This window comes from Klebsiella aerogenes KCTC 2190 (assembly GCF_000215745.1).
GTDB classification, from domain to species: Bacteria; Pseudomonadota; Gammaproteobacteria; order Enterobacterales; family Enterobacteriaceae; genus Klebsiella; species Klebsiella aerogenes.
Genome location: NC_015663.1, coordinates 574,813 through 601,206, shown reverse-complemented (window position 1 = coordinate 601,206; position 26,394 = coordinate 574,813). Strand labels below are relative to the sequence as shown.

Below are 26,394 nucleotides of genomic sequence, written 5' to 3'. Positions count from 1 at the left end.
GTTATTTTCCTTTAGCGGCGGACAGGGTGGCGAGAAGTTGTTCGCGGTCTAACAGCGCAGGCAGAATCTGTCCCTGCGGCAATCCCGGTCCGTAAATCTGGTTAAACGGCACCGCGGCGCTGCCGCGAGCGGTTAAAAACTGACTAATGTCGGCGGAGGGGCGGCTCCAGTCGCCGCGTAAGGCGATCACATCTGGCGCTGATAGCGCCTGCTGGACGTCGTCGCGCAGCAGCACGTTGTATTTATTGGTTTTACAGGTCACGCACCAGTCGGCGGTGACATCAATAAATACCCGTTTATGCTCCGCAAGGGCGTTAGCGATAGCCTGCTCGCTGAGCGGCTGCCAGTTAACCCGGTCGCGGCGCGGGCCCTGGCCGTCCTGTTGTGCGACAAAGGCGACGACGCCCGCCACCACGATGGCCAGAGCGCCCGCGCGCAGCGCCGTACGCCAGCGGTAGCGCCAGGCGGTGGCCAGGAGCAGGACGATGGCCAGAATCACCAGCAGGGTAAGCACCGGCGTACGGCCGATGTGGATCTTCAGCAGGCTAACCAGCCATAGCGCTGAACCAAGCATCATTAGCCCCAACACCACGCGCAGATGATTCATCCAGCGGCCTGGACGTGGAAGTCGTTGCGCCAGACCCGGCCAGGCGACGATAAGCAGCCACGGCAGGCTCATACCGATCCCCATGGCGAAGAAAATCCCCCACAGCAGCGGCAGCGGCGCCACCAGCGCTACCGAAACGGCGGTACCGAGGAATGGCGCGGTACAGGGCGTCGCCAGCAGGGTGGCGAAGGCGCCCTGCCAAAAATGGCCCATCAAGCCGTTGCCGCCGCGGGTGGCGAGGAAGGTGCTGGCGCTGGAGGAGAGACGGATTTCGAACAGCCCCAATAAACTGGCGCTGAACAGCACCATCACCAGCGCCATCGCGCCGATAAACCACGGGTTCTGGAACTGGATCCCCCAGCCGAGCGCCTGATTACCTAAACGTAGCGCGGTCATCATCAGCGCCAGCGCCAGGAAGGAGACGACGATTCCGCATACCGAGGCGAGGAACTGCCGCCGCACCGCGCCGCGTTCACGACGTTCGGTTTGCACCAATGAGCCGAGTTTCATCGCCAACACCGGCAGCACGCAAGGCATGACGTTGAGGATAAGCCCGCCGGCCAGCGCCATCAGCAGCACCCAGCCTAACGCCAGCCCCGGCGCGGCACTGCCGGCGGCGATGGCGATATGGCTTTCCTGCGCCTGGCCGCTATCGGCCAGCACCAGCGACAGCGTTTTGCCGCTCAGATCCGGCGCCGCTTCGCCCCAGCTATCGGTGACCGGTACGGTGGCAGTCAACGTATCGCCGCGGCTGGTAAAGCTCGGCTTGCCGAAATCGACATCCTCCATGCTGTCGATAAACAGCGCTGGCTGCTGCCAGCCGGCATCGCGGCGGGCGGTTACCGTCAGCTTTCCGCTGACGTAGCTGGCGCTAAGCGCCGAGGTGAGACCGTCGCGCAGGGGCAGCGTGCCCATCGCGCGGGTGAAATCGTAATTAAAACGCTCTCCCGCCGGAGCCGTCATATCCAGCGAAAAGGGGTAGTCAGTGAGAATGCAGACATTGCTGCAGGTAGAGAGCGTCAGTACGCCGCTGAGCGTCGGCGGTATTTTGCCGCGCAGGGTCATCGGGAAGCTGACGTCGCCGTGATACCCCTGAGTGGAAATACCCGCGACGTCGAAGCGCTGCGGCGTCGGCCAGCGCCAGTTAACCTCCAGCGGCGTGTGCCAGGCGATAGCTGGCGCGATGCCGCCTTCGCCCGGCGAACGCCAGTAGGTTTTCCAGCCCTTTTCCAGCGCTACGTCTAAAAGCAGGCGGGTGTCGCCATTGCTTTCGCTTTGCGCCCGCAGGCGCACGCTGGCGTGTTGATTGTCGGCGGCGCGCAGCCAGCCGCTATCGGCGGCCTGGCTGACGGGCAGCCATAGCCAAAGCAGGCAGACCAGCAGTCGCCTGAATACCATAAACATAAATTTTCTCCGTAAGTAATAAATTAACCTGAGCTGTCAGGAGAATTAATCACTCACGGAAGACGCATAATCGTAGATGCACCCGCAATCGGGGAGGAGAAATGACGCGGGGAGGCCAGATTCGCTCGATGCGCGGCGGGATGGCCGCCAGCACCGCCAGCAGCAGGGCGATCGCTAATAGCGCCCCTTCAAACAGCATCGGCGGAACGGCCATCAGCGACTTGGCGCTGAGTTCGCAGGGGGAGACCGGCGCCTCGGCATTATCCGGGCCCGGTTGGGCGGATTGGCTGGCGGCCGTGACGTTCATCACCAACGCATGCATCCCCGCCATTCTCTGGGCGGTGCAGATCAGCACCACCAGGCAGGCAAGAAGTACAAGAAGAATGGCTTTGCGTTGTCGCTTAATCATGGTCGCCTCAAATATTCACGAGGCCTATCTTATCGGGCGAACGCGTTTTAGCAATGGTAAAGCTGTAAAGAAGTGTCTGGCGGATAAGTGATTTGCCCCCTCCCGGCCGGGAGAGGGCGGTTAATTACAGATTCTCGCCGTTGCTGGCAATGACTTCTTTGTACCAGTTAAAGCTCTTCTTGCGCGAGCGGGACATATCGCCGGTGCCGTCGTCGTGTTTATTAACGTAGATGAAGCCGTAGCGTTTGCTGTACTGGCCAGTGGTGAAGGAGACGCAGTCGATGCAGCCCCATGGGGTATAACCCATCAGATCAACGCCGTCATAAGTCACCGCTTTAATCATCTCTTCGACGTGGGCGCGCAGATAATCGATGCGGTAGTCATCATTGATGCTGCCGTCGGCTTCTACTTTGTCGTAGGCGCCAAAGCCGTTTTCCACGATAAACAGCGGCTTCTGGTAGCGCTCATACAATTCGCACAGGGCGTAGCGCAGGCCAACCGGGTCAATCTGCCAGCCCCAGTCGGAGGCTTTCACATGCGGGTTCGGCACGCTGCCTTCGAAGCCGGAAATGGCATCGCCGGTGCCGCCTTCGGCTTTCACCGCGTTGGTCATGTAGTAGCTGAAGCCGAGATAGGCGCAGGTGCCTTCACGCAGGATCTGCGCGTCGCCGTCTTCCATCTTGATGTTGAAGCCGCGGCGTTCCCATTCATTCAACACATAGCTCGGGTAGTAGCCGCGCAGCTGGACATCGGTAAAGACATAGCGTTCGCGCATCGACTCCTGGGCAAACATGACATCTTCCGGTTTGCAGGAGTAAGGGTAGAGGGCGACCATCGCCAGCATGCAGCCGACCTGCATTTCCGGGTTGATGCGCTGCGCCGCTTTCACCGCCAGCGCGCTGGCGACGAACTGGTGATGCAGCACCTGGTACATGGTCTCTTCCGGGTTTTCATGCTCGGTATAGACCACGCCGGAACAGCAGTAGCCGAACAGCGGCGCGCGCCAGTTACGCTGGTTATTGATCTCGTTAAAGGTCATCCAGTATTTCACTTTGTGCTTATAACGCTCAAAGACAACTTCGGCGAAGCGCACAAAGAAATCGACCACTTTGCGGTTGGTCCAACCGCCGTACTGCTGTACCAGATGCAGCGGCATTTCAAAGTGGGAAAGGGTGATCACTGGCTCGATGTTGTACTTCAGCAGTTCATCAAACATGTCATCGTAGAATTTCAGCCCTTCTTCATTTGGCTGAGTTTCGTCGCCCTGCGGGAAGATGCGGGTCCAGGCAATAGAGGTGCGGAAGCATTTGAAACCCATCTCGGCGAACAATTTGATGTCTTCTTTGTAGTGGCCGTAAAAATCAACCGCTTCATGGTTAGGGTAATACTTACCCGCTTCGACCTGTTGGGTGATTTCGCGCGGCACGCCGTGCGCCCCGCCGGTTAAAACGTCGCAGATGCTGGGGCCTTTGCCGCCTTTATTCCAGCCACCTTCAACCTGATGCGCGGCGACCGCGCCGCCCCATAAAAAGTCTTTGGGAAGAGTCAATTTTTTCATCTTTGCTAATCTCTATGAATAACTATTGCGATTGAGTCTAGCAAAGCGAAATTGAATGTCACGATATAACAAATCCCGCTAAAGGTAATATGTTACATCGAAAAAACAGGCTGTTATTTTAAGCCGATTTTGCGCGCTAATTTACGCCCCAGGGATTCGAGAATATATATCACCGGAATCTGTGTTGTAATATCGTAAACGCCGCCGATGCGCGTTTGCGGCACGTGCCAGGAGAGATTGAAATCAGCCAGTTTTGCCAGCCGCGAATGCTCATGGCTGGTAATCGACATCACTTTACAGTGATGCAGGCTGAACTGGCTGGCAAAGCGCAGGATCTCTTCGGTTTCACCGGAGACGGAAAGCACAATCGCCAGCGCGTTGCGGGCCATATCATTGGTGACCGGGAAATAAGGATCGTCAATATGGTTGCTGAATTTCCCGACGTTGGAAAAGAAGCGCGCGCCATATTTCGCCAGCGCGCCGGAGGTGCCGGCGCCGACGAAAATAATACGCTCGGAGGAGAGAATAATATCGACGGCCTGTTCGAGCAATTGATCGAACTCGTCATTATTGACGCTTTTAAAAAAGCTCATTATTTCGCTGGCGCCGATATTTGCCTGTTGAGGCTCATTCTGCTCAAGATATAATTTAAAGCGTACGCGAAATTCAGAGTAGCCCTCGCACTGCAGTTTGCGACAGAAGCGCAACACGGTAGTGGTGGAGACCCCGGCGGCCTCGGCCAGTTCGCGAATAGTCATGTACATCACTTTGTCACGATTCTTAATGACGTAGTGGTAGACCATCATCTCAAGATTATTGAGACTAGCGACAGCGGCGTGGGAGAACATACTCACAGTGGCGAACTCACAATTCATAAAGACCAGGACGGAATTATATCATGCAGGCTAATGACATTACCTTTTTTCAGCGTTTTCAGGACGACATCCTGGCCGGGCGCAAAACGATCACCATTCGCGATGCGGCGGAGTCGCACTTTAAGGCCGGTGATGTGCTGCGCGTCGGACGCTATGAAGATGACGGCTACTTCTGCACTATCGCCGTTACCGCGACCTCAACGGTGACCCTCGACACGCTAACTGAACAGCATGCTCAACAGGAGAATATGACCCTCGAACAACTGCGGCAGGTCATCAGTGAAATCTATCCTGCGGAAGATCGGTTTTATGTTATTGAATTCAAACGTCTTTAAATAAAACCAGCACAACTGTTAGTTGAAATATTGTTGTAACACTATGATTTTAATGTATTTACAAATATACATCGTTTTATTTTAGCTAACAGGTGTTCACTGGAATCATTCTCAGTTAACCTAAGTGGGCAATGAAAGCGTTCTTGTTTTCACGGAGTCAAAATATGGTTCGCAAACCATTAATCACTCAGGGATATTCTCTGGCAGAGGAAGTTGCCAACAGCATCAGTCACGGGATCGGACTGGTGTTCGGTATTGTCGGCCTCGTGTTGCTGTTGGTGCAGGCGGTAGACACGAACGCCAGCGCGACGGCGATCACCAGCTACAGCCTGTACGGCGGCAGTATGATTATGCTGTTCCTCGCTTCCACGCTCTATCACGCTATCCCGCATCAGCGGGCGAAACAGTGGCTCAAGAAATTCGACCACTGCGCCATCTACTTGCTGATTGCCGGAACCTACACGCCATTTTTGCTGGTGGGATTGAATTCGCCGCTGGCAAAGGGGTTGATGATTGTCATCTGGAGCCTGGCGCTACTGGGGATCCTGTTTAAGCTGACTATCGCGCACCGCTTTAAAATTTTGTCGCTGGTGACCTATCTGACGATGGGCTGGCTGTCGCTTATCGTGGTCTATCAACTGGCGGTGAAGCTGGCGGTGGGCGGGGTAACGCTGCTGGCGGTTGGCGGGGTGGTGTACTCGCTGGGGGTCATCTTCTACGTCTGCAAACGTATTCCTTATAACCACGCTATCTGGCACGGCTTCGTGCTCGGCGGCAGCGTGTGTCACTTCCTGGCGATTTATCTTTACGTCGGCCAGTCCTGATCAAACGTCCACGGCGGCGCTGCGCTTGCCGCGGTCACGATATTCTGCAGGCTGGTAGCCCGGCTAAGGCGCAAGCGCCGCAAGCCGGGAACTGTTCCTTAATCTTCTTCCAGCGAATACGGCAATGGCTTGATGCTCAGGCTGCCGGCATCATCACGCACGCGGAACACGCTGTCCGGTTCCATATCGTTATTCATCACCACCTGGACCATCAGGCTTCCGTCATCCAACTGTACGGCTGCCAGCACCGTACCGGTGCGGCGCCAGTTGTCGCCCATTTTCAGCTCCAGATCTTCCCCGGCTTCCGGCACCCGGCTGGCGGTACCCGCCAGCGTCCACAGCGCGCGTTTATTGGCGCCGCGGAATTTCGCCCGGGCGACCATTTCCTGGCCGGTGTAGCAGCCTTTCTTGAAGCTGATACCGCCCAACGCTTGCAGGTTGGTCGCCTGCGGAATGAACTGCGCGCTGTTTACGCTGTCGATAACCGGCAGACCGGCCTCGATGTTCAGCGCCAGCCACTGCTGGCTGTTGTTAAGCTGCGCTTCGCCGCGCAGCGCGTCTGTCACCCGGTTGGCGGTGTCGGCATCGGTCACCAGCAGGAAGCGTTCGGCAGGATGTTCAAACCACAGCAGGCTGGTCACGCCTTCGGTGACCACCGGTTTACCAGCGTCCGGCAGCGCGGCGAACAATGGAGCCAGCGCGGCGCGCGCCTGGAAACCGGCAACGCCCAGCAGGACCAGATCGTCGTTTGCGGCGATGGTGACTTTGGAGAAGACGGCATATTTTTTCAGTTCGGTCAGCTGCGCTTCGCGCAGGCTGCGGCGCTCAATCCACGCGAAACCGCCGTCGCGGTGGAAGACGCGCAGGTTGCTCCACATTTTGCCTTTGGCATCACAGTGCGCGGCAAGCAGATGCTGATCGGCGGTTAAATGGCTGACATCGGCGGTGATCTGCCCCTGCAGATACTTCTCGCCATCCGGACCGGTAATCGTCGCCAGCGCCCAATCATCCAGCGTCATCAGCGTTAACGGCAGACGAGCGGAAAAAGAGGGCTGACGCGGAGGAAAAGGTGTAAAAGCCATAGTCATATCCTGAATAGCTTAACGCAGAGTGAATGACTAATGGTAAAAGAGCTATGGTGCAATGCAAGCGCTTTCGGCAAGCCATTTGTGCCCTCAGGATGCGGTGAATAGCCAACCGGATTTTGGGCTTTTATGGAATGCTGCTCGCACAAGGCGATATTACTGTAAAGTAAGTGCCTAAAAAGGGTTAAACTAAGCTATATCTTGATGCTGGAAGGACAACATGGACATTAACAACAAAGCTCGCATCCACTGGGCATGCCGCCGCGGTATGCGCGAACTCGATATCTCCATCATGCCGTTTTTCGAGTATGAGTACGACACGCTCAGCGATGACGACAAGCGCCTGTTCATCCGTTTGCTGGAGAACGATGATCCGGATCTGTTTAACTGGCTGATGAATCACGGCAAGCCGGCAGATGCGCAACTTCAACGGATGATTAATTTAATCCAGACTCGGAATCGGGAACGTGGTCCTGTGGCAATCTGATTTACGTATTTCCTGGCGTTCGCAGTGGTTCTCGCTGCTGCTGCACGGGGTGGTGGCGGCGATAGTGCTGCTCATGCCCTGGCCGTTAAGCTACACCCCGATTTGGCTCCTGTTGCTATCGCTGGTGGTGTTTGACTGCGTGCGCAGCCAGCGGCGGATCCACGCCTGCCAGGGAGAAATTAAGCTGTTGATCGATTCCCGTTTACGGTGGCAAAAAACGGAATGGGATATCGTCGGGACGCCATGGGTTATCAGCAGCGGGATGCTGCTGCGCCTGAAGCATGCGGAAACCGGCCGTAGCCAGCATTTGTGGGTGGCGGCGGATAGTATGGATGCGGGAGAATGGCGGGATTTGCGCCGGCTGGTGCTGCAAAAACCGGCGCACGACTAACTCAGGATCAGGCGAAGTGCTCCGCCATTTCGCCGAGGATCTGCTCGCACCAGTTCTGGATGCGCTCATCGCTCAGGTCGTACTGATTGGTTTCATCCAGCGCCAGGCCGACAAACAGTTGGCCATCGGCGATAACCGGTTTCGGGCTGGTGAACTCATAGCCCTCGGTTGGCCAGTAGCCGACAAACTTCACGCCTTTGGTCGCCAGCTTATCGTGCAGCATCCCCAGCGCATCAAGGAACCATTCGCCGTAACCAAGCTGATCGCCCATGCCGTACAGCGCGACGATTTTGCCATTCAGATCTAAGGCGTCGAGCTGTTCCCAGACCGCTTCCCAGTCTTCCTGAATTTCGCCGAAATCCCAGGTCGGGATGCCGAGAATCAGCACGTCGTACTGGCTCATCAGCGCGGGGGAGTCATCTTTCAGATTATGCAGCGTCACCAGCTCGGGGCCGATGATATCGCGGATTTTTTCCGCGGCCATTTCGGTGTAGCAGGTACTGGAGCCGTAAAAAAGACCTATATTCATCGCGTAAACGTCTCAATTCTTGCCGTGAATTGCGCCCAGTGTACCAGAAAGGCGGCCTCTTAAGGCATAATGAGGGCGTATAACGAACAAAGAGGCCGATGTGAAACAGGATCTGGCACAAATTGAACAGTTTCTCGATGCCCTTTGGCTGGAGCGTAATCTGGCGGAGAACACGCTCAGCGCCTATCGTCGCGATTTGACGATGCTCGTGGAGTGGCTGCATCATCGCGGGCTGTCGCTGGCGAGCGTCGGCAGCGACGATTTACAGGCGCTGCTGGCCGAGCGGCAAACCGGCGGCTACAAAGCGACCAGTACCGCACGGCTGCTTAGCGCCGTGCGCCGCTTCTTCCAGCATTTGTACCGGGAGAAAGTCCGCCCGGACGATCCCAGCGCGCTGCTGGCTTCGCCGAAGCTGCCGCAGCGGCTGCCGAAAGATCTCAGCGAGGCGCAGGTTGAGCGTCTGCTGCAGGCGCCGCTGGTGGAGCAGCCGCTGGAGTTGCGCGATAAGGCGATGCTGGAAGTGCTGTATGCCACCGGCCTGCGCGTCTCCGAACTGGTTGGCCTGACGATGAGCGATATCAGCCTGCGACAGGGCGTACTGCGGGTCATTGGTAAAGGCAACAAAGAGCGGCTGGTGCCGCTGGGCGAAGAGGCGGTGTCATGGGTAGAAAATTACCTTGAATACGGCCGCCCGTGGCTGCTGAACGGCGTGGCTTCGGACGTGCTTTTCCCCAGCCAGCGCGCGCAGCAGATGACGCGCCAGACCTTCTGGCACCGCATTAAACACTATGCCGTACTGGCGGGGATCGACAGCGCGAAGCTCTCCCCGCACGTGTTGCGTCATGCGTTTGCCACGCATTTGCTCAATCACGGCGCCGATTTACGCGTGGTACAGATGCTGTTAGGACACAGCGATCTCTCCACCACGCAGATCTACACCCACGTGGCGACCGAACGTTTACGACAACTTCATCAACAGCATCACCCGCGGGCGTGAGTGCTGAATAAAAGGACTGAGTATGAAAAAAGGTTTATTGATGTTCACCCTGCTGGCGGCTTCACTCTCCGGCGCGGCGCATGCCGATAGCGCGGCGATCAAACAGTCGCTGGCGAAACTGGGTGTGCAGAGCACCGATATCCAGCCGTCGCCGGTTTCCGGGATGAGCACGGTGCTCACCGACAGCGGCGTGCTGTACGTCACTGACGATGGCAAACACATTATTCAGGGACCGATGTATGACGTCAGCGGCGCGCAGCCGGTTAACGTCACCAACCAGTTGCTGGTCGGCAAGCTGAACGCCTTAACCAAAGAGATGATTGTCTATAAAGCGCCGAAGGAGCAGCATGTCATTACCGTCTTTACCGACATCACCTGCGGCTACTGCCACAAGCTGCACGAGCAGATGAGCGACTATAACGCGCTGGGGATCACCGTGCGCTATCTGGCCTTCCCGCGCCAGGGGCTGCAAAGCCAGGCCGAGCAGGATATGAAAGCGATCTGGTGTGCGAAAGATCGTAATAAAGCGCTGGATGACGCCATGAATGGTAAAGGCGTACAGCCGGCGAGCTGCAGCGTAGATATCGCCAAACATTATACCCTCGGGGTGCAAATGGGCGTCAACGGCACCCCGGCGATGGTTCTCAGCAACGGCATGGTGCTGCCGGGCTATCAGGGGCCGAAAGAGCTTAAAGCTTTCCTCGACGAGCATCAAAAACAGACAAGCGGTAACTGATTCGCGTGAAACAACAGATACAACTACGCCGCCGCGAGGCGGTTGATGGCGTCGACCTTCCCGCCGACCTGCCGCCGCTGCTGCAGCGGCTGTATGCCAGCCGCGGCGTGCGCAGCGCGCAGGAGCTGGAACGCGGCGTCAAAGGCATGTTGCCATGGACGCAACTCACCGGCGTTGAAAAAGCCGTTGAAATGCTGCATGACGCTTTCCAGAAAGGGTTACATATTGTGGTGGTCGGCGATTTTGACGCCGATGGCGCCACCAGTACCGCGCTCAGCGTGCTCGCCTTGCGCGCGCTGGGCTACGGTAACGTTTCCTATCTGGTGCCGAACCGTTTTGAAGACGGCTATGGTTTAAGCCCGGAAGTGGTCGAGCAGGCGCACGCGCGCGGCGCGCAGATGATCATGACCGTCGATAACGGCATTTCATCACATGCCGGCGTCGATCACGCCCATAAGCTCGGTATCCCGGTGCTGGTGACCGATCACCACCTGCCGGGCGATACGCTGCCGGCGGCGGAGGCCATCGTTAACCCTAACCTGCGCGATTGCGACTTCCCGTCAAAATCACTGGCCGGGGTCGGGGTGGCGTTTTATCTGATGCTGGCGCTGCGCACCTTCCTGCGCGATAACGGCTGGTTCGAGGCCCGCGGTATCGCCGCGCCAAACCTTGCCGAGCTGCTGGATTTAGTGGCGCTGGGCACCGTTGCGGACGTGGTGCCGTTAGATGCCAACAACCGCATCCTGACTTGGCAGGGGTTAAGCCGCATTCGCGCCGGAAAATGTCGGCCAGGCATTAAAGCGCTGCTGGAAATTTCCAACCGCGATCCGCAAAAGCTTGCCGCCAGCGATCTCGGTTTCGCCCTCGGGCCGCGCCTGAATGCTGCGGGACGGCTGGATGATATGTCCGTCGGCGTTGCACTGCTGCTGTGCGATAACATCGGCGAAGCGCGGGTGCTGGCCAATGAGCTCGATGCGCTTAACCAGACGCGCAAAGAGATTGAGCAGGGGATGCAGGCCGAAGCGCTGACTCTGTGCCAGCAGCTGGAACGCAGTAGCGACACCCTGCCCGGCGGGCTGGCGATGTACCATCCGCAATGGCATCAGGGGGTGGTCGGCATTCTGGCATCACGGATTAAAGAGCGCTTCCATCGCCCGGTTATCGCTTTTGCGCCTACCGGCGACGGCACGCTCAAAGGTTCTGGCCGCTCCATTCAGGGGCTGCACATGCGCGATGCGCTGGAGCGCCTTGATACGCTTTATCCTGGGTTAATCCTGAAGTTTGGCGGCCACGCGATGGCGGCGGGCTTATCGCTGGAAGAGGCGCGTTTTGAAGAGTTTCAACAGCGCTTCGGCGAGCTGGTGACCGAGTGGCTGGATCCCGCATTATTGCAGGGTGAGGTGGTTTCCGACGGCCCGCTGGCGGCGGCGGAGATGAGCATGGAAGTGGCGCAGATGCTGCGCGATGCCGGGCCATGGGGGCAGATGTTCCCGGAACCGCTGTTTGATGGCCGTTTCCGCCTGCTGCAGCAGCGGCTGGTGGGCGAGCGTCATCTGAAAGTGATGGTCGAGCCGGTTGACGGCGGGCCGCTGCTGGACGGTATTGCCTTCAACATCGATACTTCCATTTGGCCGGATAACGGCGTGCGTGAAGTACAGTTAGCCTACAAGCTCGACATCAACGAGTTCCGCGGCAACCGTAGCCTGCAGCTGATCATCGATCACCTCTGGCCAAATTGACAACAGTGTATTAATAAGGGCGCGAATCCGGTAGAATTCCGCTCTTATCACCGCATTTTGACAAATCCATTAAAAGAAACCGACCATGTTTGAAATAAATCCGGTAAAAAACCGCATTCAGGACCTCACGGAGCGCTCCGACGTTCTTAGGGGGTATCTTTGACTACGATGCGAAGAAAGAGCGTCTCGAAGAAGTAAACGCCGAGCTGGAACAGCCGGACGTCTGGAACGAACCTGAGCGCGCACAGGCGCTGGGCAAAGAACGTTCTTCCCTGGAAGCTATCGTCGAAACGCTGGATCAGATGACCCAGGGTCTGGAAGATGTCGCCGGACTGCTGGAGCTGGCGGTAGAAGCCGAAGACGAAGAGACCTTCAACGAAGCGGTTGCCGAGCTGGACGGGCTGGAAGAGAAGCTGGCGCAGCTTGAGTTCCGCCGCATGTTCTCTGGCGAATATGACAGCGCCGACTGCTATCTCGATATTCAGGCCGGTTCCGGCGGCACCGAAGCCCAGGACTGGGCCAGCATGCTGATGCGCATGTACCTGCGTTGGGCGGAAGCGCGCGGCTTTAAGACCGAAATCATCGAAGAATCCGAAGGTGAAGTCGCGGGCATTAAATCCGTGACCATCAAAATCATTGGCGATTACGCCTACGGCTGGCTGCGTACTGAAACTGGCGTTCACCGCCTGGTGCGTAAGAGCCCGTTCGATTCCGGCGGCCGCCGTCATACCTCCTTTAGTTCGGCGTTCGTTTACCCGGAAGTTGATGACGATATCGATATCGAAATTAACCCAGCCGACCTGCGCATTGACGTATACCGCGCGTCCGGCGCCGGTGGTCAGCACGTTAACCGTACGGAATCCGCGGTGCGTATTACCCATATCCCGACCGGATTGGTGACGCAGTGCCAGAACGACCGTTCGCAGCACAAGAACAAAGACCAGGCCATGAAGCAGATGAAAGCGAAGCTTTATGAGCTGGAAATGCAGAAGAAAAATGCCGAGAAGCAGGTGATGGAAGATAACAAATCCGACATCGGCTGGGGCAGCCAGATCCGCTCTTACGTGCTGGACGACTCGCGTATTAAAGATCTGCGCACCGGGGTGGAAACCCGCAACACTCAGGCGGTGCTCGACGGCAGCCTGGACCAATTTATCGAAGCAAGTTTGAAAGCAGGGTTATGAGGAACCAACATGTCTGAACAACAAGCACAGGGCGCTGACGCGGCAATTGACCTTAATAATGAACTGAAAACCCGTCGTGAGAAGCTGGCTGCGCTGCGTGAGCAGGGCGTCGCATTCCCGAACGATTTCCGTCGTGACCATACCTCTGACCAACTGCACGCTGACTTCGATGCCAAAGAAAACGAAGAGCTGGAAGCGCTGAATGTCGAAGTGGCCGTTGCTGGCCGCATGATGACCCGTCGTATCATGGGTAAAGCGTCTTTCGTTACCCTGCAGGACGTCGGCGGCCGCATTCAGCTGTACGTCGCGCGCGATGACCTGGCGGAAGGCGTCTACAACGATCAGTTCAAAAAATGGGATCTCGGCGACATCATCGCCGCCCGCGGTAAGCTGTTCAAAACCAAAACCGGCGAGCTGTCCATCCACTGCACCGAACTGCGTCTGCTGACCAAAGCCCTGCGCCCGCTGCCGGACAAATTCCACGGCCTGCAGGATCAGGAAGCGCGCTACCGTCAGCGTTACCTCGATCTGATCTCCAACGACGAATCTCGTAACACTTTCAAAGTACGTTCGCAGATCCTGGCTGGCATCCGTCAGTTCATGGTTGGCCGCGGCTTTATGGAAGTGGAAACCCCGATGATGCAGGTGATCCCAGGCGGCGCTTCCGCGCGTCCGTTCATCACCCATCATAACGCGCTGGATCTGGACATGTACCTGCGTATCGCGCCGGAACTGTACCTCAAGCGTCTGGTAGTTGGCGGCTTCGAACGCGTCTTCGAAATCAACCGTAACTTCCGTAACGAAGGGATCTCCGTTCGCCACAACCCAGAGTTCACCATGATGGAACTCTATATGGCCTATGCGGATTATAAAGACCTGATTGAGCTGACCGAATCCCTGTTCCGCACCCTGGCGCAGGACATCCTCGGTAATACCGCGGTGCCTTATGGCGATCAGACTTTCGATTTCGGCAAGCCGTTCGAAAAACTGACCATGCGTGAAGCTATCAAGAAATACCGTCCGGAAACCGAGATGGCGGATCTGGATAACTTCGATTCCGCGAAAGCGATCGCTGAGTCTATCGGCATCAAAGTTGAGAAGAGCTGGGGTCTTGGCCGTATCGTGACCGAGATCTTCGAAGAAGTGGCGGAAGCGCATCTGATCCAGCCGACCTTCATCACCGAATACCCGGCAGAAGTTTCTCCGCTGGCCCGTCGTAACGACGTGAACCCGGAAATCACCGACCGTTTTGAATTCTTCATCGGCGGCCGCGAGATCGGTAACGGCTTTAGCGAGCTGAACGATGCGGAAGACCAGGCGCAGCGCTTCCAGGATCAGGTTGATGCGAAAGCCGCCGGCGACGACGAAGCGATGTTCTACGACGAAGACTACGTCACCGCGCTGGAGCACGGCCTGCCGCCGACCGCCGGTCTGGGTATCGGTATCGACCGTATGGTGATGCTGTTCACTAACAGCCACACCATCCGCGACGTTATTCTGTTCCCGGCGATGCGTCCGCAGAAATAATCGCTTTTCGCGAAAAGCAAAAACCCGGCTTGCCGGGTTTTTTTATATTTGATGTCAAGGTTCGTCGCTGGCGTAGCCCGGCTCTTTAATGCTCGTCACTCGCGGTTACGCGCGTAAACGCGCGACAAAGTCTATCAACGCCTGACGCGCGTTTTTGTTTTTGGCTTCCAGCACCATCCACGGGCTAAAGGCCCACGGGGTAGCGGCCAGCGCGCTTAACATTTCCGGCAGCTCAACCCACTGATAATCCATGACTTCATCATCATTAGGTTGTAGTTCGCTGACCACGCGTGCGGCAAAAACCGGGCAGACTTCGTTTTCGACGATGCCATTCGGTGCGACGGCGCGGTAGCGGAAGGCCGGGTGGACGGGGGCAATATCAGCGATCTCGACGCCCAGTTCGAAGCGGCAGCGCCGGGTGACGGCCTGCTCGAAGGTTTCGCCCTGTTGCGGATGTCCGCACACTGAGTTAGTCCACACGCCGGGCCAGGCTTTTTTGCTAAGCGAGCGGCGCGTGACCAGGAACTGGCCTTGCTCATTGAACAACCAGCAGGAAAACGCGAGATGCAAAGGGGTATCGAGCGTGTGGGCGGCATACTTCTCCAGCATACCTGTGGGTTTATCTTGCTCATCCAGCAAAATGACGTGTTCCCCGGCCATGACGACTCCTGAAAAAAATAAATGACCCGGCACAAACCCGCCGGGTCATGTACTCAGGCCACTAGGGTAGCCCATAAATGGGAGAAAGGCATTACCAAAACAAGCCCTGCAGGTATTCGTCGGGCGAGAACAATAGTAGAAAAAGCCCAGAACATTGGGGATCGTCCATCGGGCTGGTATGATATTCGCCCATGATGCCGAGATGAGAAACCGTTGAGTGCAGGACGCCTGATGAAAACACGCTTTTATATCGCGATAATGCTGCTTGCTAGCCTGACTTTAGCCGGCTGTTCCAGTACTTCCGATTCTGGGTCCACCTATACCGTGAAACGCGGCGATACGCTGTATGCGATCTCCCGTAGTACCGGCACCAGCGTACGCGATCTGGCGCGCCTGAATAACATCTCTCCGCCATATACTATTGAAGTCGGGCAGAAGCTGAAACTTAACGGCGGTTCGAAAGCAAAAAGCAGCACAGCCGGGAAAAAATCCTCCAGCACCCGCACAGCCGCCGTGACGCCATCATCGGCGGTGCCGCAGTCCTCATGGCCGCCTGTGGGGCAGCGCTGCTGGCGCTGGCCGACCAGCGGTAAAGTGGTGATGCCGTACTCCACCCGCGATGGCGGCAATAAAGGTATCGATATCGCCGGTACCCGCGGCCAGCCGGTTTACGCCGCCGGCGCCGGTAAGGTGGTCTACGTCGGCAACCAGCTGCGCGGCTACGGTAATCTGATTATGATTAAGCATAACGAGGATTACATCACCGCGTATGCGCATAACGATAAGATGATGGTTAACAACGGCCAGAGCGTGAAGATTGGCCAGCAGATTGCGACCATGGGCAGTACGGACGCCGATTCCGTACGGCTGCATTTCCAGATTCGCTATCGCGCCACGGCCATCGACCCGCTGCGTTATCTGCCGCCGCAAGGCAGTAAGCCTAAGTGCTAAAAGGTTATTTTATCAGCAGTTAGCCCAATTCGGGCTTGCCACAGGGTGCGTAAGGTCTATAATGCTTTTCGCACCTCTTCGCGGGCGTAGTTCAATGGTAGAACGAGAGCTTCCCAAGCTCTATACGAGGGTTCGATTCCCTTCGCCCGCTCCAAACTCAACTCCCCTGAAATCTACCAAACTCAACTTTTCCTTGATAAAACAGCAGTTATAGCATTCAATTAGTCTATTGAACTCAATTTTACTCCCCCAGGGTCAAGCTCAATGTGGGGGTATGGATGGGGGTATAATTGTACCCCTGCTGAGAGGTACCCCCAATGAAGCTGACAGCTCGTCAGGTTGAAACTGCAAAACCTAAAGAGAAGCCCTACAAACTGGCCGATGGTGGTGGTCTTTACCTGCTGGTTAATCCCAACGGCAAAAGATACTGGCGTCTCAAATACCGTTCATTAGGTAAAGAGAAGCTGCTCGCTATTGGCGTTTACCCTGATGTTTCTTTATCTGAAGCTCGAGGTAAGCGTGAGGATGCTAAAAGAACATTAGCTGCTGGCAATGATCCTTCTCTTGAACGAAAAATTGAGAAACTTAGTCGTCAACAAAACGCAGAAAACTCATTTGAGGCTATCACCCGGGAGTGGTATCAGCGTCGCTATGACCGCTGGTCTGTCTCCTACCGCGAAGAAATGCTGAGAACTTTTGAAAAGGATGTATTTCCTTATATCGGTCATCGGCCAATCAAAGATATCAAGCCGATGGAGCTGCTTGCTGTTCTTTCAAAAATAGAAGCACGAGGAGCAACTGAGAAGGTCCGTAAGGTTCGCCAGCGTTGTGGAGAGGTCTGGAAGTATGCTGTTGTGACTGGTAGGGCCGAGTACAATCCAGCACCTGCTCTAGCTAGCGCCGTAACTCCTCATGAGAAAGAGCACTATGCTTTTTTAACCCAGGATGAATTGCCAGAGTTTCTTCGGACTCTAAACACCTATGCCGGTAGTGTGATTGTTAAGATTGCTATGCAATTACTTATTTTGACTGGAGTAAGGCCTGGGGAATTGAGGCAAGCGGAGTGGCGGGAGTTTGATTTTGAGCGGAAGGTTTGGAACGTACCAGCAGAGCGAATGAAAATGCGCCGCCCTCATCTGGTTCCGTTATCAGGCCAGGCAATTGACCTGCTAAATCAGCTTAAACCCATGACTGAAGCAGGTACGTTGCTGTTCCCAGGACGTAATAATCCTAAGAAACCGATGAGTGAAATGGCATTGACTGTACTGGTAAGGCGCATCGGCTATGCAGGACGCGTCACAGGGCACGGATTCCGCCACACGATGAGTACAATTTTGCATGAGCAGGGATTTAACTCAGCTTGGATCGAGCTACAACTGGCTCACGTCGATAAGAACTCAATTCGTGGAACGTATAACCATGCTCAATATCTGGAGGGGAGGAGGGAGATGATGCAGTGGTACTCAAATTATATTTCTCAATGAGAAAAGTCAAGGCCAACATTTGTATCTAAATACTTTTTGAACCTTAGGGGAAAAAGGAACAAAATAAGTAGGGTGCATCCATGATGGATGCACTCTGTATAATAACGCGTTATATATTTATTTTTTTTAAACTCATACTTTTCAAAGAGCGTATGCTGATAATTAGTACTATTCGTAATAAATATTTAATAAAAATTTAGCTTCATTTAAATCTTATATGGCGAGTTCATCGAAATGGGGGATGCATTGTCGCCATAGATAATATGGAGTCGTATAGGAGAAGAAAAAATGAACCTCTAAACCTGATATTCACATGAATAAACAATGTAAACATTGAAAGGTAGTTATATTAATAAATGTTATTTTCTAACACGCTCCCCCAACCAATCAGATTTTTTGAGGTATATAAGGAATCGATATTCTGACTGCGGACTTTCTAAATTTTGTAACTTAAATGGCTAGAAACATTTAGCTGGATTTAACGGCACCAATTAAAGTCGCCCGTTCGGGCGAGGCTTTAGGCGCTTTAAATATTATGGTATATTAGCACTTCTTAAAATTGTTCAAGAAGACATCTAATAGCGGAAGCGTTGTGTGTAATCTTCCAAAGATTCTGGTTTGCCAAAATAATAACCTTGGAATAAAGAGATGCCTAGCATTTTAAGTGATTGTAATTGTTTGGTATTTTCAATCCCCTCAGCTATGATTTTACAGTTGAAACTTGCTGCCAAATCTATCATGTTCTTCACGACTTGTATCGAAACTGATTTTTTTTCAATTTCTGCAGTAAACATTTTATCTATCTTAAGAAAGTCAGGTGCAAACTTTTTTAGATAACTATAATTTGCGTGGCCCGTACCAAAGTCATCAAGAGAAAACTTAACACCGAGCATTCTTAACTTCTCAATAATGCATTTTATTTGTAATGTGTCTTCGATAAGTTCACGCTCAGTAATCTCCAAAACTAAGCTAATCTTAAGTTGACGAAGTTTCTCTAAAAAACGAGAGCATAAGATGACAATATCATCGTCAATAAAATTAAGGGCGCTTATGTTAAAACACATATATAACTCTCCGGGTAATTTTAGCTTGTTTTGATTCAGACTTTCAATGACTTGTTCAAAACATAGCCTTGTTATATCCTTAATTAAAAGAGAACGTTCGGCTAAAGGAATAAATTCATCAGGCGGAATAAATCCTAGGCTTGGATGTTCCCAGCGAACAAGAATCTCTCCTCCGATAATATTATTATTAACGCCGTTAATAATAGGTTGTATGAATGCTTTCAACTCTTTATGTTTTAATCCATTTTTCAACATAAATTCCGTTGTTAACCTATAATAGAGGTGTTTACTAATTAAATATGTTGATAATATTGATATAAATAAGACAATGAGAATGCTTTTCCATTCATAATTCACAAATGTTATATAGAGTGGTTGCACTGGAAATTCAGCGAATACTTTATACTCGAATTTGCTAGAGGTGCTTTCAATTAATGAATTTCCTTTAGACGCACTTGTGACTTTCCCATTGCTATCAAGAATAAGCTCACCTATTTGAAGTTGAAGCGGTGTATCCATACTAATGTTTTTTAAAACTCTAAAGAAATAAAAACCATTTATAGTAACTCGCACTGCATTGCCTTGGGTATCCTGAGTGTTGTATACAATTAATGATTCATATGGAGTTAATTGATTTCCTTTAAGTAATATGAGGTTTTGTTTTGTGTAAGCTGCTAGTTTGAGGGGGAAATAACGATTGCCAATAATTGTTGAACAGTAGAAAGCATGATCTTTCACGATTCCAACTGAACGAATATAGGGGTGAATGGCTACTATTCCACGAAGTACTGTTAGTACTTCATCGGTGCATTCCCTTCCCATAAATTTTTCTGCATTTCTTGAAACTTGACTGGCCTCGGTCAACACTTTATCAAGAATAGTGACTGCTTTGTTTAATCGCGTGCGCATATTCTTTTGTAGGTTATTTTGCATTTGTAGATAGCACAGCGCAGTTCCAACACTTACAAAAGCTAAAAAAATACATAGTAACCAAGGTAGATAGAACAAAGGTTTTTTTTTCATTGTCAGACCCGCTGGTATGATAAGTTTCAGTGTATATATGCTAGCGGACAGTTATAGTCCTGTGTACTGTTCGGTTGATTTAGGATTGTTATGGCTGAACGCCATTACCAGACTTATCCCTGACTTCTGGCTATCATACTTTGGCATAATATTTATGAAATATAGCATAGTCGCCTTCGCTGTAATTTCAGCGATGCTATTTCCTTGCCTGCTGCGTACTTCTTTTGAGCACGATTCAATCATCAACCTTCAGGCACCCCATTGTCTTTCATATGCCATGAAATCCGGATCTTTACCCATGTACTATTCACGCTGCTATAATGACAGCTCCTTCCCACAGCAGCCTGCTTCACATTATGCACAACTTCTTTGGTGTAGCCACCTGATCCTGCTGCCCACTCGATGAACTCCCTTTTATTGCCGTCATCAGGGAAGGTCTTCCGCAGTTCCGCTCATTTAACATAGCGGAACTGGAAGTAAACTGATGACTCACCTAATCGCTCTGCTCAATGGCTGTACTCTCTTTGAAGGCCAGCATCTGATACTTATCAACACACTTAGGTTCCATAAGCAGATGAAGGAGGACTAATAATGGAACACCCATTCGCGTTAACAGCAGGTATCTCATTCCGCACAGCATTACTTAGCAAATGTGTCCATACATGGCGATAACTGGACGTGGGGGGTTAGATACCACGCTAGTAATCTTTTGCCTCCCGGGAATAATCAGAACGTGAGGACTGTCTGAAACTCTTGCAGCCAGAAGAATAATTAATTCTGATGGTAAGATGCGTTAATGATGCGACCATTCGGCCAGCCAAATCAGAAACCATAATAACTAAACGTTCAGAGGTTCTTTTCTAGTCACCATACCAATAAACCAATCCATAAATTTACCTTTTGATGAATTGCGAAAAATAGCATCAAACTCTAATGTTTCCCATATTGGAGAAACAGAAAGTTTTTTCAGTCTAGTATCACCTTGCCTATACTGGCTCTCCACGAACCATTCCGGAAGCTCACACCAACCTAACCCCTGGGCACAGAGTCTGTATGCGCTAAAAATATTATCTGTAAATATATTATTACGAGGCGATTGGTTGTTAATCATCCCTTTGACAAGACGAATACGACGAAAACGTTTAATATCATCCTCACATAATTCAGTGAGTTGGCTCAATGGATGAGTGCTTGAGCAATAAATATGCAATCTAGACTTAAACCATGTGCGTCGACTTTTTAATTCAATTGGATAATTCATTCTGGAATTTATGGCAGGTATCACAGCAATATCAACCTCACCATTTGATATCATAGAATCTATTTTATAGCTTTCTGCCGAAAGAATGGTAATCTGCAGACTATTAATATGTGCGTCCAATTCTTTTTTGAGGAATTCTCTCTGTTGATCTGGAATGAAACCAGATAAAGCAATAGTTATAGCTACTTCCTGAACATCAACCAGCTCTCCTGCAACATTAATTAGTTCCTGACGTGCATTGAGTACTATCAGCGCACGTGAATAGATTACCTCACCCTCTTTTGTTAGTTTTACTTTACGCCCCTGACGTTCAAATAATATAATATTTAAGTCATCTTCCAGAGCTGATATAGACATACTCACCGTTGACTGAGCTTTTTGTAGTTTTTTCGCAGCAGCAGAAAAACTACCACAATCAACACAGGCCACAAAAATTTGTAAAAGCTCTGGCGATACACGCATCATTATAATCACCTCAAATTAATTAATACAGGAATTCGCTTCAGACAGAAAACATTAGATTAACTTCTTTTACATGCAAAATAATTCTCTGAAGCATCTTGAATCACATTAACAAATTGTTATCAAGCTTTCTAAATTCAATTAAAAGATAGATAGTGTGAAACTTAAAATCAAGATGATAAATGTTTTTGTTTATGTTTCATTTAATAAGGATTATGCAAACAATGTTAGGGTGAATAGTTTAAATCTTAAATGCACGTATAACTGTATAATTTAAATAAAATTTCATGGTTCTCATTGTAAGGGAGAAGAAAAGTCTTCACATAATCTACTCTAAACCATAATAGATTTAGTGAATAAGATGCATAGCATATTAATTCACTAATTTTTGTGCAAAATGTAGCATCCCTATATGAGAGACAAAAAATCAAGAGTTTAGTAGCCACCAAATACATGGGGCCACTAATCAATATTGACTCAATAGACATGAACAGAATATGTTGTAAAATAGAAAATAAACATACTGATTTTTGTGGGAATTTTAAATTCAAGTCATAAAGTCTACTTTTTTAATTTTATTATTAATCATAGTATTATCTAATATATGTTGGGCATGTGTATTTCTGTAGGTTTTCTTATTGATAAGAAAATGTTACACTTGCTATACCATTAGCGCTACCAGGTTTCAACCCTCCTGTCCTAATATAATTACTTTTTAAATCTAAGGAATAAAATTCATTATCCATTGTAGTAATGTAAAGTTCGCGCTGATTAGGTTGTCCTTTTGAACTTATGTCAGGCCCAAATGAAATAGGTGTTGGATCATTATTAAAGAAAAACTGAATGCCTACACCTGAACCCGTTGATTCTTTTGTAAGACTGAGGACTGAACTTGTATTTGACTGATCCGTTTGATCGGTCATTCCTGCATACAAATGAATATTTTTGTCACATTGAAGAGAGATCTGTTTTGAGATTAACTTTGATGTTGCCCCTATCTTATCCAGATCCCGGATCAAAACATCTCCCATATTAAATGTAAGAGATTTTGTATTAACTGTACATGCTCTTGCCTTGATATTAAGCTCTGTAGAATTTAATGTTACTACGGATTGTTCATTTCCATTATGGCGACCTCCATATTCTGACCATGTCTTGGCAATTACTAATGGCGGAATATGATAACTACCGCTCACAAGATGTTCACCGGTAACCACAAAAACAATTTTGGCTTTCAAAGAAACACGATTAACGTCCTTATTTACAGTAGAACCTTTTTGAGGATAGACAATTGTTCCTGCCGTAGGATCACCCTGTCCATCAACCGGATTATAATCCACTGAATCATTGTTATCTTTTAACCCAAAAGCATAACCTATACCGGGTACTCCGGGGACTCTATATACGGAATATTGATGTTTACCATCCGAGTAGTAAACACCGTTAACTTTTTCGCCTAAAGCTAATGCCCGAACACGCTGAACATAACACTTCCCTAAACCGGCTCTGGTACATTCAAAGCCGTATTTTACGTAATTCTCTCCGATCCAATTAGCAGTAATAGGGGTACCGACATGAGTACCATCAGCACTTCCAGAAAAAGACATCGGTGGCGGATTTAACTCCAACGGATCCGCCCTTGCAAAAGCGCTATTAGATGATATTACAGAGAAAATCATCAAAGATAAAATAAAAGCTTTTATTATACTCATAAATACTCCAACATGAAAGTTGAAACAGCATTTGCAGGCCCTGGTGTTAAATTATCTTGGGTCAGAACATAGCGTGCATAAAAATTCAATTTATTGACATCTAATTCAGGGTTAATGACATAAACCTTACTGCTTTGGTTGATTGCTATAGGATTCTTATTTTCATCCATAAGGCGAATTGCTAATCCCTTGGCACCATTATCTAATGTTCTTAATAACTCTTTATTATTGGTGTCAGGAGTACCTAGGAAATGTACTTTAACGCCAATAGATTCTGTCTGACAATCTGTTAAATCTATAGAAAATGGTAATTCAGCTGCCCATAAACCATCACTGGAGGGACGAATGAAATCCTTTGATCCAATGTTCCCCATTTTTATAGTCATATTTTTTGACTGTGAAGAAACTGTACATGTATTACCAATTAGATTCCCATTAACATAAATTCGTGTGTCCGCTGCATGACCCAGCAGTGCCTGAAAACAAAGGAAACATATTATCATTGTCTTATAAATATTACTCATAACACTCCAAGTATAGTTTTGCAAACTTTTCCTTTCGCAAGTTTTCAGGAATTGAATAATCTACGGTACATGACTTTCCAATTTCCTTACCCCAAGCCACATTTAATTTTCCTTTATCAGGTACACCCGATAAATATAGGACTCCTTCCTCACCAACTATGCCGGATAATTTATGATTTTTATCATTTGCAATAGCCCCGAAAGGTAAAGGTCTTCCATTTTTCTTAAGGGTAAACAAAACTCGGTTACCAATACGTGGCTTGAATTTAACTTTAGTTATTGCTCCTTCTGTAGGTACAGAGAAATGAACGTTTTCCTCAATATCCACATGATCGTTAAAACTATTAGTATCTAATGCAATACGATTTTTATGATATGCGGTCGCGTACGGTATGACTGCATAACCATTCCGATCGGTGTAAATGCCAGTAGAGTTTTCTATACGAATATCAGGTGAGTTAGGCACGTCAACTAAAACAGCGTTCGAATTAATTGGCTGAGAAAGTGTTATACCATTTTCATGGAAAAGAAGTCCGCCTGAAAAATTATAATCCAATTGTCGGTTTGTTTTCTGATAGCTATAACCCACATTACCATTTCCGTATCGACTTTGATAACCAACCGATACACCACCGCTGGCTCCGGTTCCATTATTTGTTAACCCCTGCTGCACATTGTAATTGAGTGTGTTATCATCAAGTAATGTACCAGACATGCTTACATTATGATTAGTATAGTTTTGTGAGTTACTTAAATTATAATTTAAATAGGTATTGCTTGTTTCAATGGGTGATGACGTAAAGAATCTAAATGGTACAGAAATACCAAGTGATACCATTTTATCATCCCCCATACCCTGTATACCCTTATTATAGCTATAAATTAAGTTATAGGAAATATCTCCTAAATTCCCACTATACCCGGCCTGTAAAAGTGTATTCTTTTCATTTGTGTCCCAATAATTTTGGAAATTACTGGTAAAGAATACCGAGCCAATATCTCCTATTTGCTGAGATAAATTAACCTGCATGCTATCTTTTTTCTTATAACGTAAATCAAAATAACTTTCCGCCACTGAATCTTCTTTATCTGAGATATACCCATTCATTCTTTTGTTCAGTGTGTCAGATAGCGTATAAAATCCAGAGGTTGAGTATCGATAACCCAAAAGCTGGAAATTTGTGCCATAAGAGTTAAGTGACTTCGCATACAGAAATCGTGTTGAATAACCGCGCCTTTTGTTACCATCGGGAAGCTCACTCTGTGAAGTTATTATATCTGCTGATAATGCACCAAAATCTCCAAGATTGTTACCTACACCGAAAGCATATGAATTATATTTGTCTGAATATTGTGTGCCACCATAAATAGTAAAATCATAAGGTAAACCAAGGATAATACCGGCTTGCAGGAATCGAGTATTCTCTTGCTGATATCCTCCTCGGGTATTCCCTATGCTTAAATTAAATTTGTGGTTCCCATCCCTTTGAAGAATCGGCACAGCCGAATACGGTACTGTATAATTATTTAAGCTACCATCATCTTCTTCCACACTGACGTGCAGGTCGCCGCTGTTTGATGTTGGATATAGATCCCTTATTTCAAACGGACCAGCTGGAACAAACGTCTGATAAATAACATAACTATTTTGACGAATTGTAACTTTTGCATGGCCATGTGCGATTCCTCTTACAACGGGAGCAAAACCACGCATACTGTCTGGAAGCATATTATCATTTGATTCCAGACTGAAACCTCTGAAGCTCAGTGGTTCAAATATATCTGAATTAGTATAGCTCTCACCAATTAATAAACGGCTTTTCAATGGTACAACATCACGCTGTAAATAAGTGTTGATGTGATTCCAACTTGAACCATTTTTACCATAAGACCACGTGGAATAATCTCGCAAACGCCAAGCTCCAACATTGAGACCACTCCTTAAGTTGAGGTAATAATTATTAGAATTGTATTCACTAAAGCCATTATTCCCGTTAAAAGAATAGTTGACAGTTGCTGCATTTATACCATTATCCCAGTGCTCGGGAGGGATATATCCACGAGCTTTAAAATTTAGTGCCGATTGAGGGATGCCAATACTAACACTCTGGTTTTTTATGTCAAAACTTACGCTTGAGTTTGGAATTAACTGTTCTATATCAAGGCAGTCATCACTTAGAGCTTCTTCTTTTAATGATAAGAGGTTAATATCTAGTTCTTCCACTAGATTTTTTCTAATGCATGGCTTGACGGTGCCCTTATTATCAATAAAACTCAACTCTAAAGTTTTAAAGTAAACGTCATTAAGATATAGTTTCACCGTGTATAGACCTGGCGGGATAATATTACCAGATTTAAAATAATCCAAGTCAGTTACAGCATCCGGATTATCAGATAAAAAAGCAGGGTTGTAATTATTATCAGCATTTACTTCTAGGCATGGGATAATAAAAAACATGAAGCCAAGCTTAAATGATTTTTGGATTATTGATAAACTATTATTCATAATGACGTCTAATTAAACGATAGCAATACTCATTGCTTCCTGAGAATGTATAATGATAAA

At 49.6% G+C, this 26,394-nt stretch carries 23 protein-coding genes and 1 tRNA gene; 12 read left to right on the top strand and 12 right to left on the bottom strand.

Annotated features, from left to right (window positions below):
* Position 1: 1 nt before the first annotated feature.
* From EAE_RS02930 to EAE_RS02915, 4 genes are all read right to left on the bottom strand, one after another.
* Positions 2-2,011, bottom strand: a complete 2,010-nt coding sequence (locus EAE_RS02930) for a protein-disulfide reductase DsbD family protein (RefSeq protein ID WP_015703424.1) — start codon at positions 2,009-2,011, stop codon at positions 2-4.
* 49 nt (positions 2,012-2,060) lie between these two features.
* The gene (locus tag EAE_RS02925) at positions 2,061-2,420 is read right to left on the bottom strand and encodes a copper resistance protein (RefSeq protein WP_015369786.1); all 360 of its coding nucleotides are present in this window, start codon (positions 2,418-2,420) and stop codon (positions 2,061-2,063) included.
* A 124-nt stretch (positions 2,421-2,544) separates the two neighbouring features.
* Entirely contained in the window at positions 2,545-3,978 is a 1,434-nt protein-coding gene (gene bglA / locus EAE_RS02920) for a 6-phospho-beta-glucosidase BglA (protein WP_015369787.1), read from the bottom strand.
* Between the two features lie 113 nt (positions 3,979-4,091).
* Positions 4,092-4,826, bottom strand: a complete 735-nt coding sequence (locus EAE_RS02915; RefSeq protein WP_015703423.1) for a MurR/RpiR family transcriptional regulator — start codon at positions 4,824-4,826, stop codon at positions 4,092-4,094.
* 50 nt (positions 4,827-4,876) lie between these two features.
* On the opposite strand from EAE_RS02915, the gene yqfB reads away from it, so the two are divergent.
* Both yqfB and trhA read left to right on the top strand, forming a co-directional pair.
* Positions 4,877-5,188 carry a N(4)-acetylcytidine aminohydrolase gene (gene yqfB / locus EAE_RS02910; RefSeq protein WP_015703422.1) on the top strand — a complete coding sequence of 104 codons (312 nt, stop codon included), beginning with the start codon at positions 4,877-4,879 and terminating at the stop codon, positions 5,186-5,188.
* Positions 5,189-5,352: 164 nt separating this feature from the next.
* A complete protein-coding gene (gene trhA / locus EAE_RS02905; protein ID WP_008806429.1) occupies positions 5,353-6,012 on the top strand; it encodes a PAQR family membrane homeostasis protein TrhA in 660 nt (219 codons plus the stop codon).
* Positions 6,013-6,110: 98 nt separating this feature from the next.
* Here the strand turns inward: trhA and ygfZ are convergent, their stop codons facing one another.
* Positions 6,111-7,094 (bottom strand): tRNA-modifying protein YgfZ, encoded by a 984-nt coding sequence (gene ygfZ, locus EAE_RS02900; protein ID WP_015703421.1) that lies wholly within the window; start codon positions 7,092-7,094, stop codon positions 6,111-6,113.
* Between the two features lie 223 nt (positions 7,095-7,317).
* On the opposite strand from ygfZ, the gene sdhE reads away from it, so the two are divergent.
* Entirely contained in the window at positions 7,318-7,584 is a 267-nt protein-coding gene (gene sdhE / locus EAE_RS02895; protein ID WP_015369791.1) for an FAD assembly factor SdhE, read from the top strand.
* Positions 7,565-7,975: a protein YgfX gene (locus EAE_RS02890; protein WP_015369792.1), complete on the top strand. Its 411-nt coding sequence runs from the start codon at positions 7,565-7,567 to the stop codon at positions 7,973-7,975. The genes sdhE and EAE_RS02890 overlap by 20 nt, the downstream gene beginning before the upstream one ends.
* Positions 7,976-7,982: 7 nt before the next feature.
* Here EAE_RS02890 and fldB read toward each other — a convergent pair whose 3' ends face one another.
* Positions 7,983-8,504: a flavodoxin FldB gene (gene fldB / locus EAE_RS02885; protein WP_015369793.1), complete on the bottom strand. Its 522-nt coding sequence runs from the start codon at positions 8,502-8,504 to the stop codon at positions 7,983-7,985.
* Between the two features lie 100 nt (positions 8,505-8,604).
* Between fldB and xerD the strand changes: the two genes are divergently transcribed.
* The 5 genes from xerD to lysS all read left to right on the top strand — a co-directional run bounded on the left by xerD (position 8,605) and on the right by lysS (position 14,687).
* A complete protein-coding gene (gene xerD / locus EAE_RS02880) occupies positions 8,605-9,501 on the top strand; it encodes a site-specific tyrosine recombinase XerD (protein ID WP_015703420.1) in 897 nt (298 codons plus the stop codon).
* Between the two features lie 22 nt (positions 9,502-9,523).
* The gene (gene dsbC, locus EAE_RS02875; protein WP_015369795.1) at positions 9,524-10,237 is read left to right on the top strand and encodes a bifunctional protein-disulfide isomerase/oxidoreductase DsbC; all 714 of its coding nucleotides are present in this window, start codon (positions 9,524-9,526) and stop codon (positions 10,235-10,237) included.
* A 5-nt stretch (positions 10,238-10,242) separates the two neighbouring features.
* Complete coding sequence (recJ, locus tag EAE_RS02870) at positions 10,243-11,976, top strand: single-stranded-DNA-specific exonuclease RecJ (RefSeq protein WP_015369796.1); 1,734 nt, start codon at positions 10,243-10,245, stop codon at positions 11,974-11,976.
* An 85-nt stretch (positions 11,977-12,061) separates the two neighbouring features.
* A protein-coding gene (prfB, locus tag EAE_RS02865; protein ID WP_096335406.1) for a peptide chain release factor 2 occupies positions 12,062-13,160 on the top strand; the annotation gives its coding sequence in 2 pieces (ribosomal slippage) (positions 12,062-12,136 and positions 12,138-13,160; 1,098 coding nt in all).
* A 9-nt stretch (positions 13,161-13,169) separates the two neighbouring features.
* Positions 13,170-14,687, top strand: a complete 1,518-nt coding sequence (lysS, locus tag EAE_RS02860) for a lysine--tRNA ligase (RefSeq protein ID WP_015369798.1) — start codon at positions 13,170-13,172, stop codon at positions 14,685-14,687.
* Between the two features lie 105 nt (positions 14,688-14,792).
* On the opposite strand, the gene idi is transcribed toward lysS, so the two are convergent.
* Complete coding sequence (gene idi / locus EAE_RS02855) at positions 14,793-15,347, bottom strand: isopentenyl-diphosphate Delta-isomerase (RefSeq protein WP_015703418.1); 555 nt, start codon at positions 15,345-15,347, stop codon at positions 14,793-14,795.
* Between the two features lie 231 nt (positions 15,348-15,578).
* Between idi and actS the strand changes: the two genes are divergently transcribed.
* From actS to EAE_RS02840, 3 genes are all read left to right on the top strand, one after another.
* The gene (actS, locus tag EAE_RS02850; protein ID WP_015369803.1) at positions 15,579-16,298 is read left to right on the top strand and encodes an amidase activator ActS; all 720 of its coding nucleotides are present in this window, start codon (positions 15,579-15,581) and stop codon (positions 16,296-16,298) included.
* 80 nt (positions 16,299-16,378) lie between these two features.
* Positions 16,379-16,452, top strand: a tRNA-Gly gene (locus EAE_RS02845).
* Positions 16,453-16,615: 163 nt separating this feature from the next.
* A complete protein-coding gene (locus tag EAE_RS02840; protein WP_015703417.1) occupies positions 16,616-17,782 on the top strand; it encodes a tyrosine-type recombinase/integrase in 1,167 nt (388 codons plus the stop codon).
* Positions 17,783-18,357: 575 nt separating this feature from the next.
* Here the strand turns inward: EAE_RS02840 and EAE_RS02835 are convergent.
* The 5 genes from EAE_RS02835 to EAE_RS02815 all read right to left on the bottom strand — a co-directional run bounded on the left by EAE_RS02835 (position 18,358) and on the right by EAE_RS02815 (position 26,334).
* Positions 18,358-19,869 (bottom strand): EAL domain-containing protein, encoded by a 1,512-nt coding sequence (locus tag EAE_RS02835; protein WP_047079493.1) that lies wholly within the window; start codon positions 19,867-19,869, stop codon positions 18,358-18,360.
* 838 nt (positions 19,870-20,707) lie between these two features.
* Positions 20,708-21,595 (bottom strand): LysR family transcriptional regulator, encoded by an 888-nt coding sequence (locus EAE_RS02830; protein WP_015703413.1) that lies wholly within the window; start codon positions 21,593-21,595, stop codon positions 20,708-20,710.
* Between the two features lie 632 nt (positions 21,596-22,227).
* Positions 22,228-23,304, bottom strand: a complete 1,077-nt coding sequence (locus tag EAE_RS02825; protein WP_223848494.1) for a fimbrial protein — start codon at positions 23,302-23,304, stop codon at positions 22,228-22,230.
* Positions 23,301-23,828: a fimbrial protein gene (locus tag EAE_RS02820; protein WP_015703412.1), complete on the bottom strand. Its 528-nt coding sequence runs from the start codon at positions 23,826-23,828 to the stop codon at positions 23,301-23,303. The genes EAE_RS02825 and EAE_RS02820 overlap by 4 nt, the downstream gene beginning before the upstream one ends.
* Positions 23,821-26,334 carry a fimbria/pilus outer membrane usher protein gene (locus tag EAE_RS02815; RefSeq protein ID WP_164926739.1) on the bottom strand — a complete coding sequence of 838 codons (2,514 nt, stop codon included), beginning with the start codon at positions 26,332-26,334 and terminating at the stop codon, positions 23,821-23,823. Before EAE_RS02815 ends, EAE_RS02820 begins: the two co-directional genes overlap by 8 nt.
* Positions 26,335-26,394: the final 60 nt, after the last annotated feature.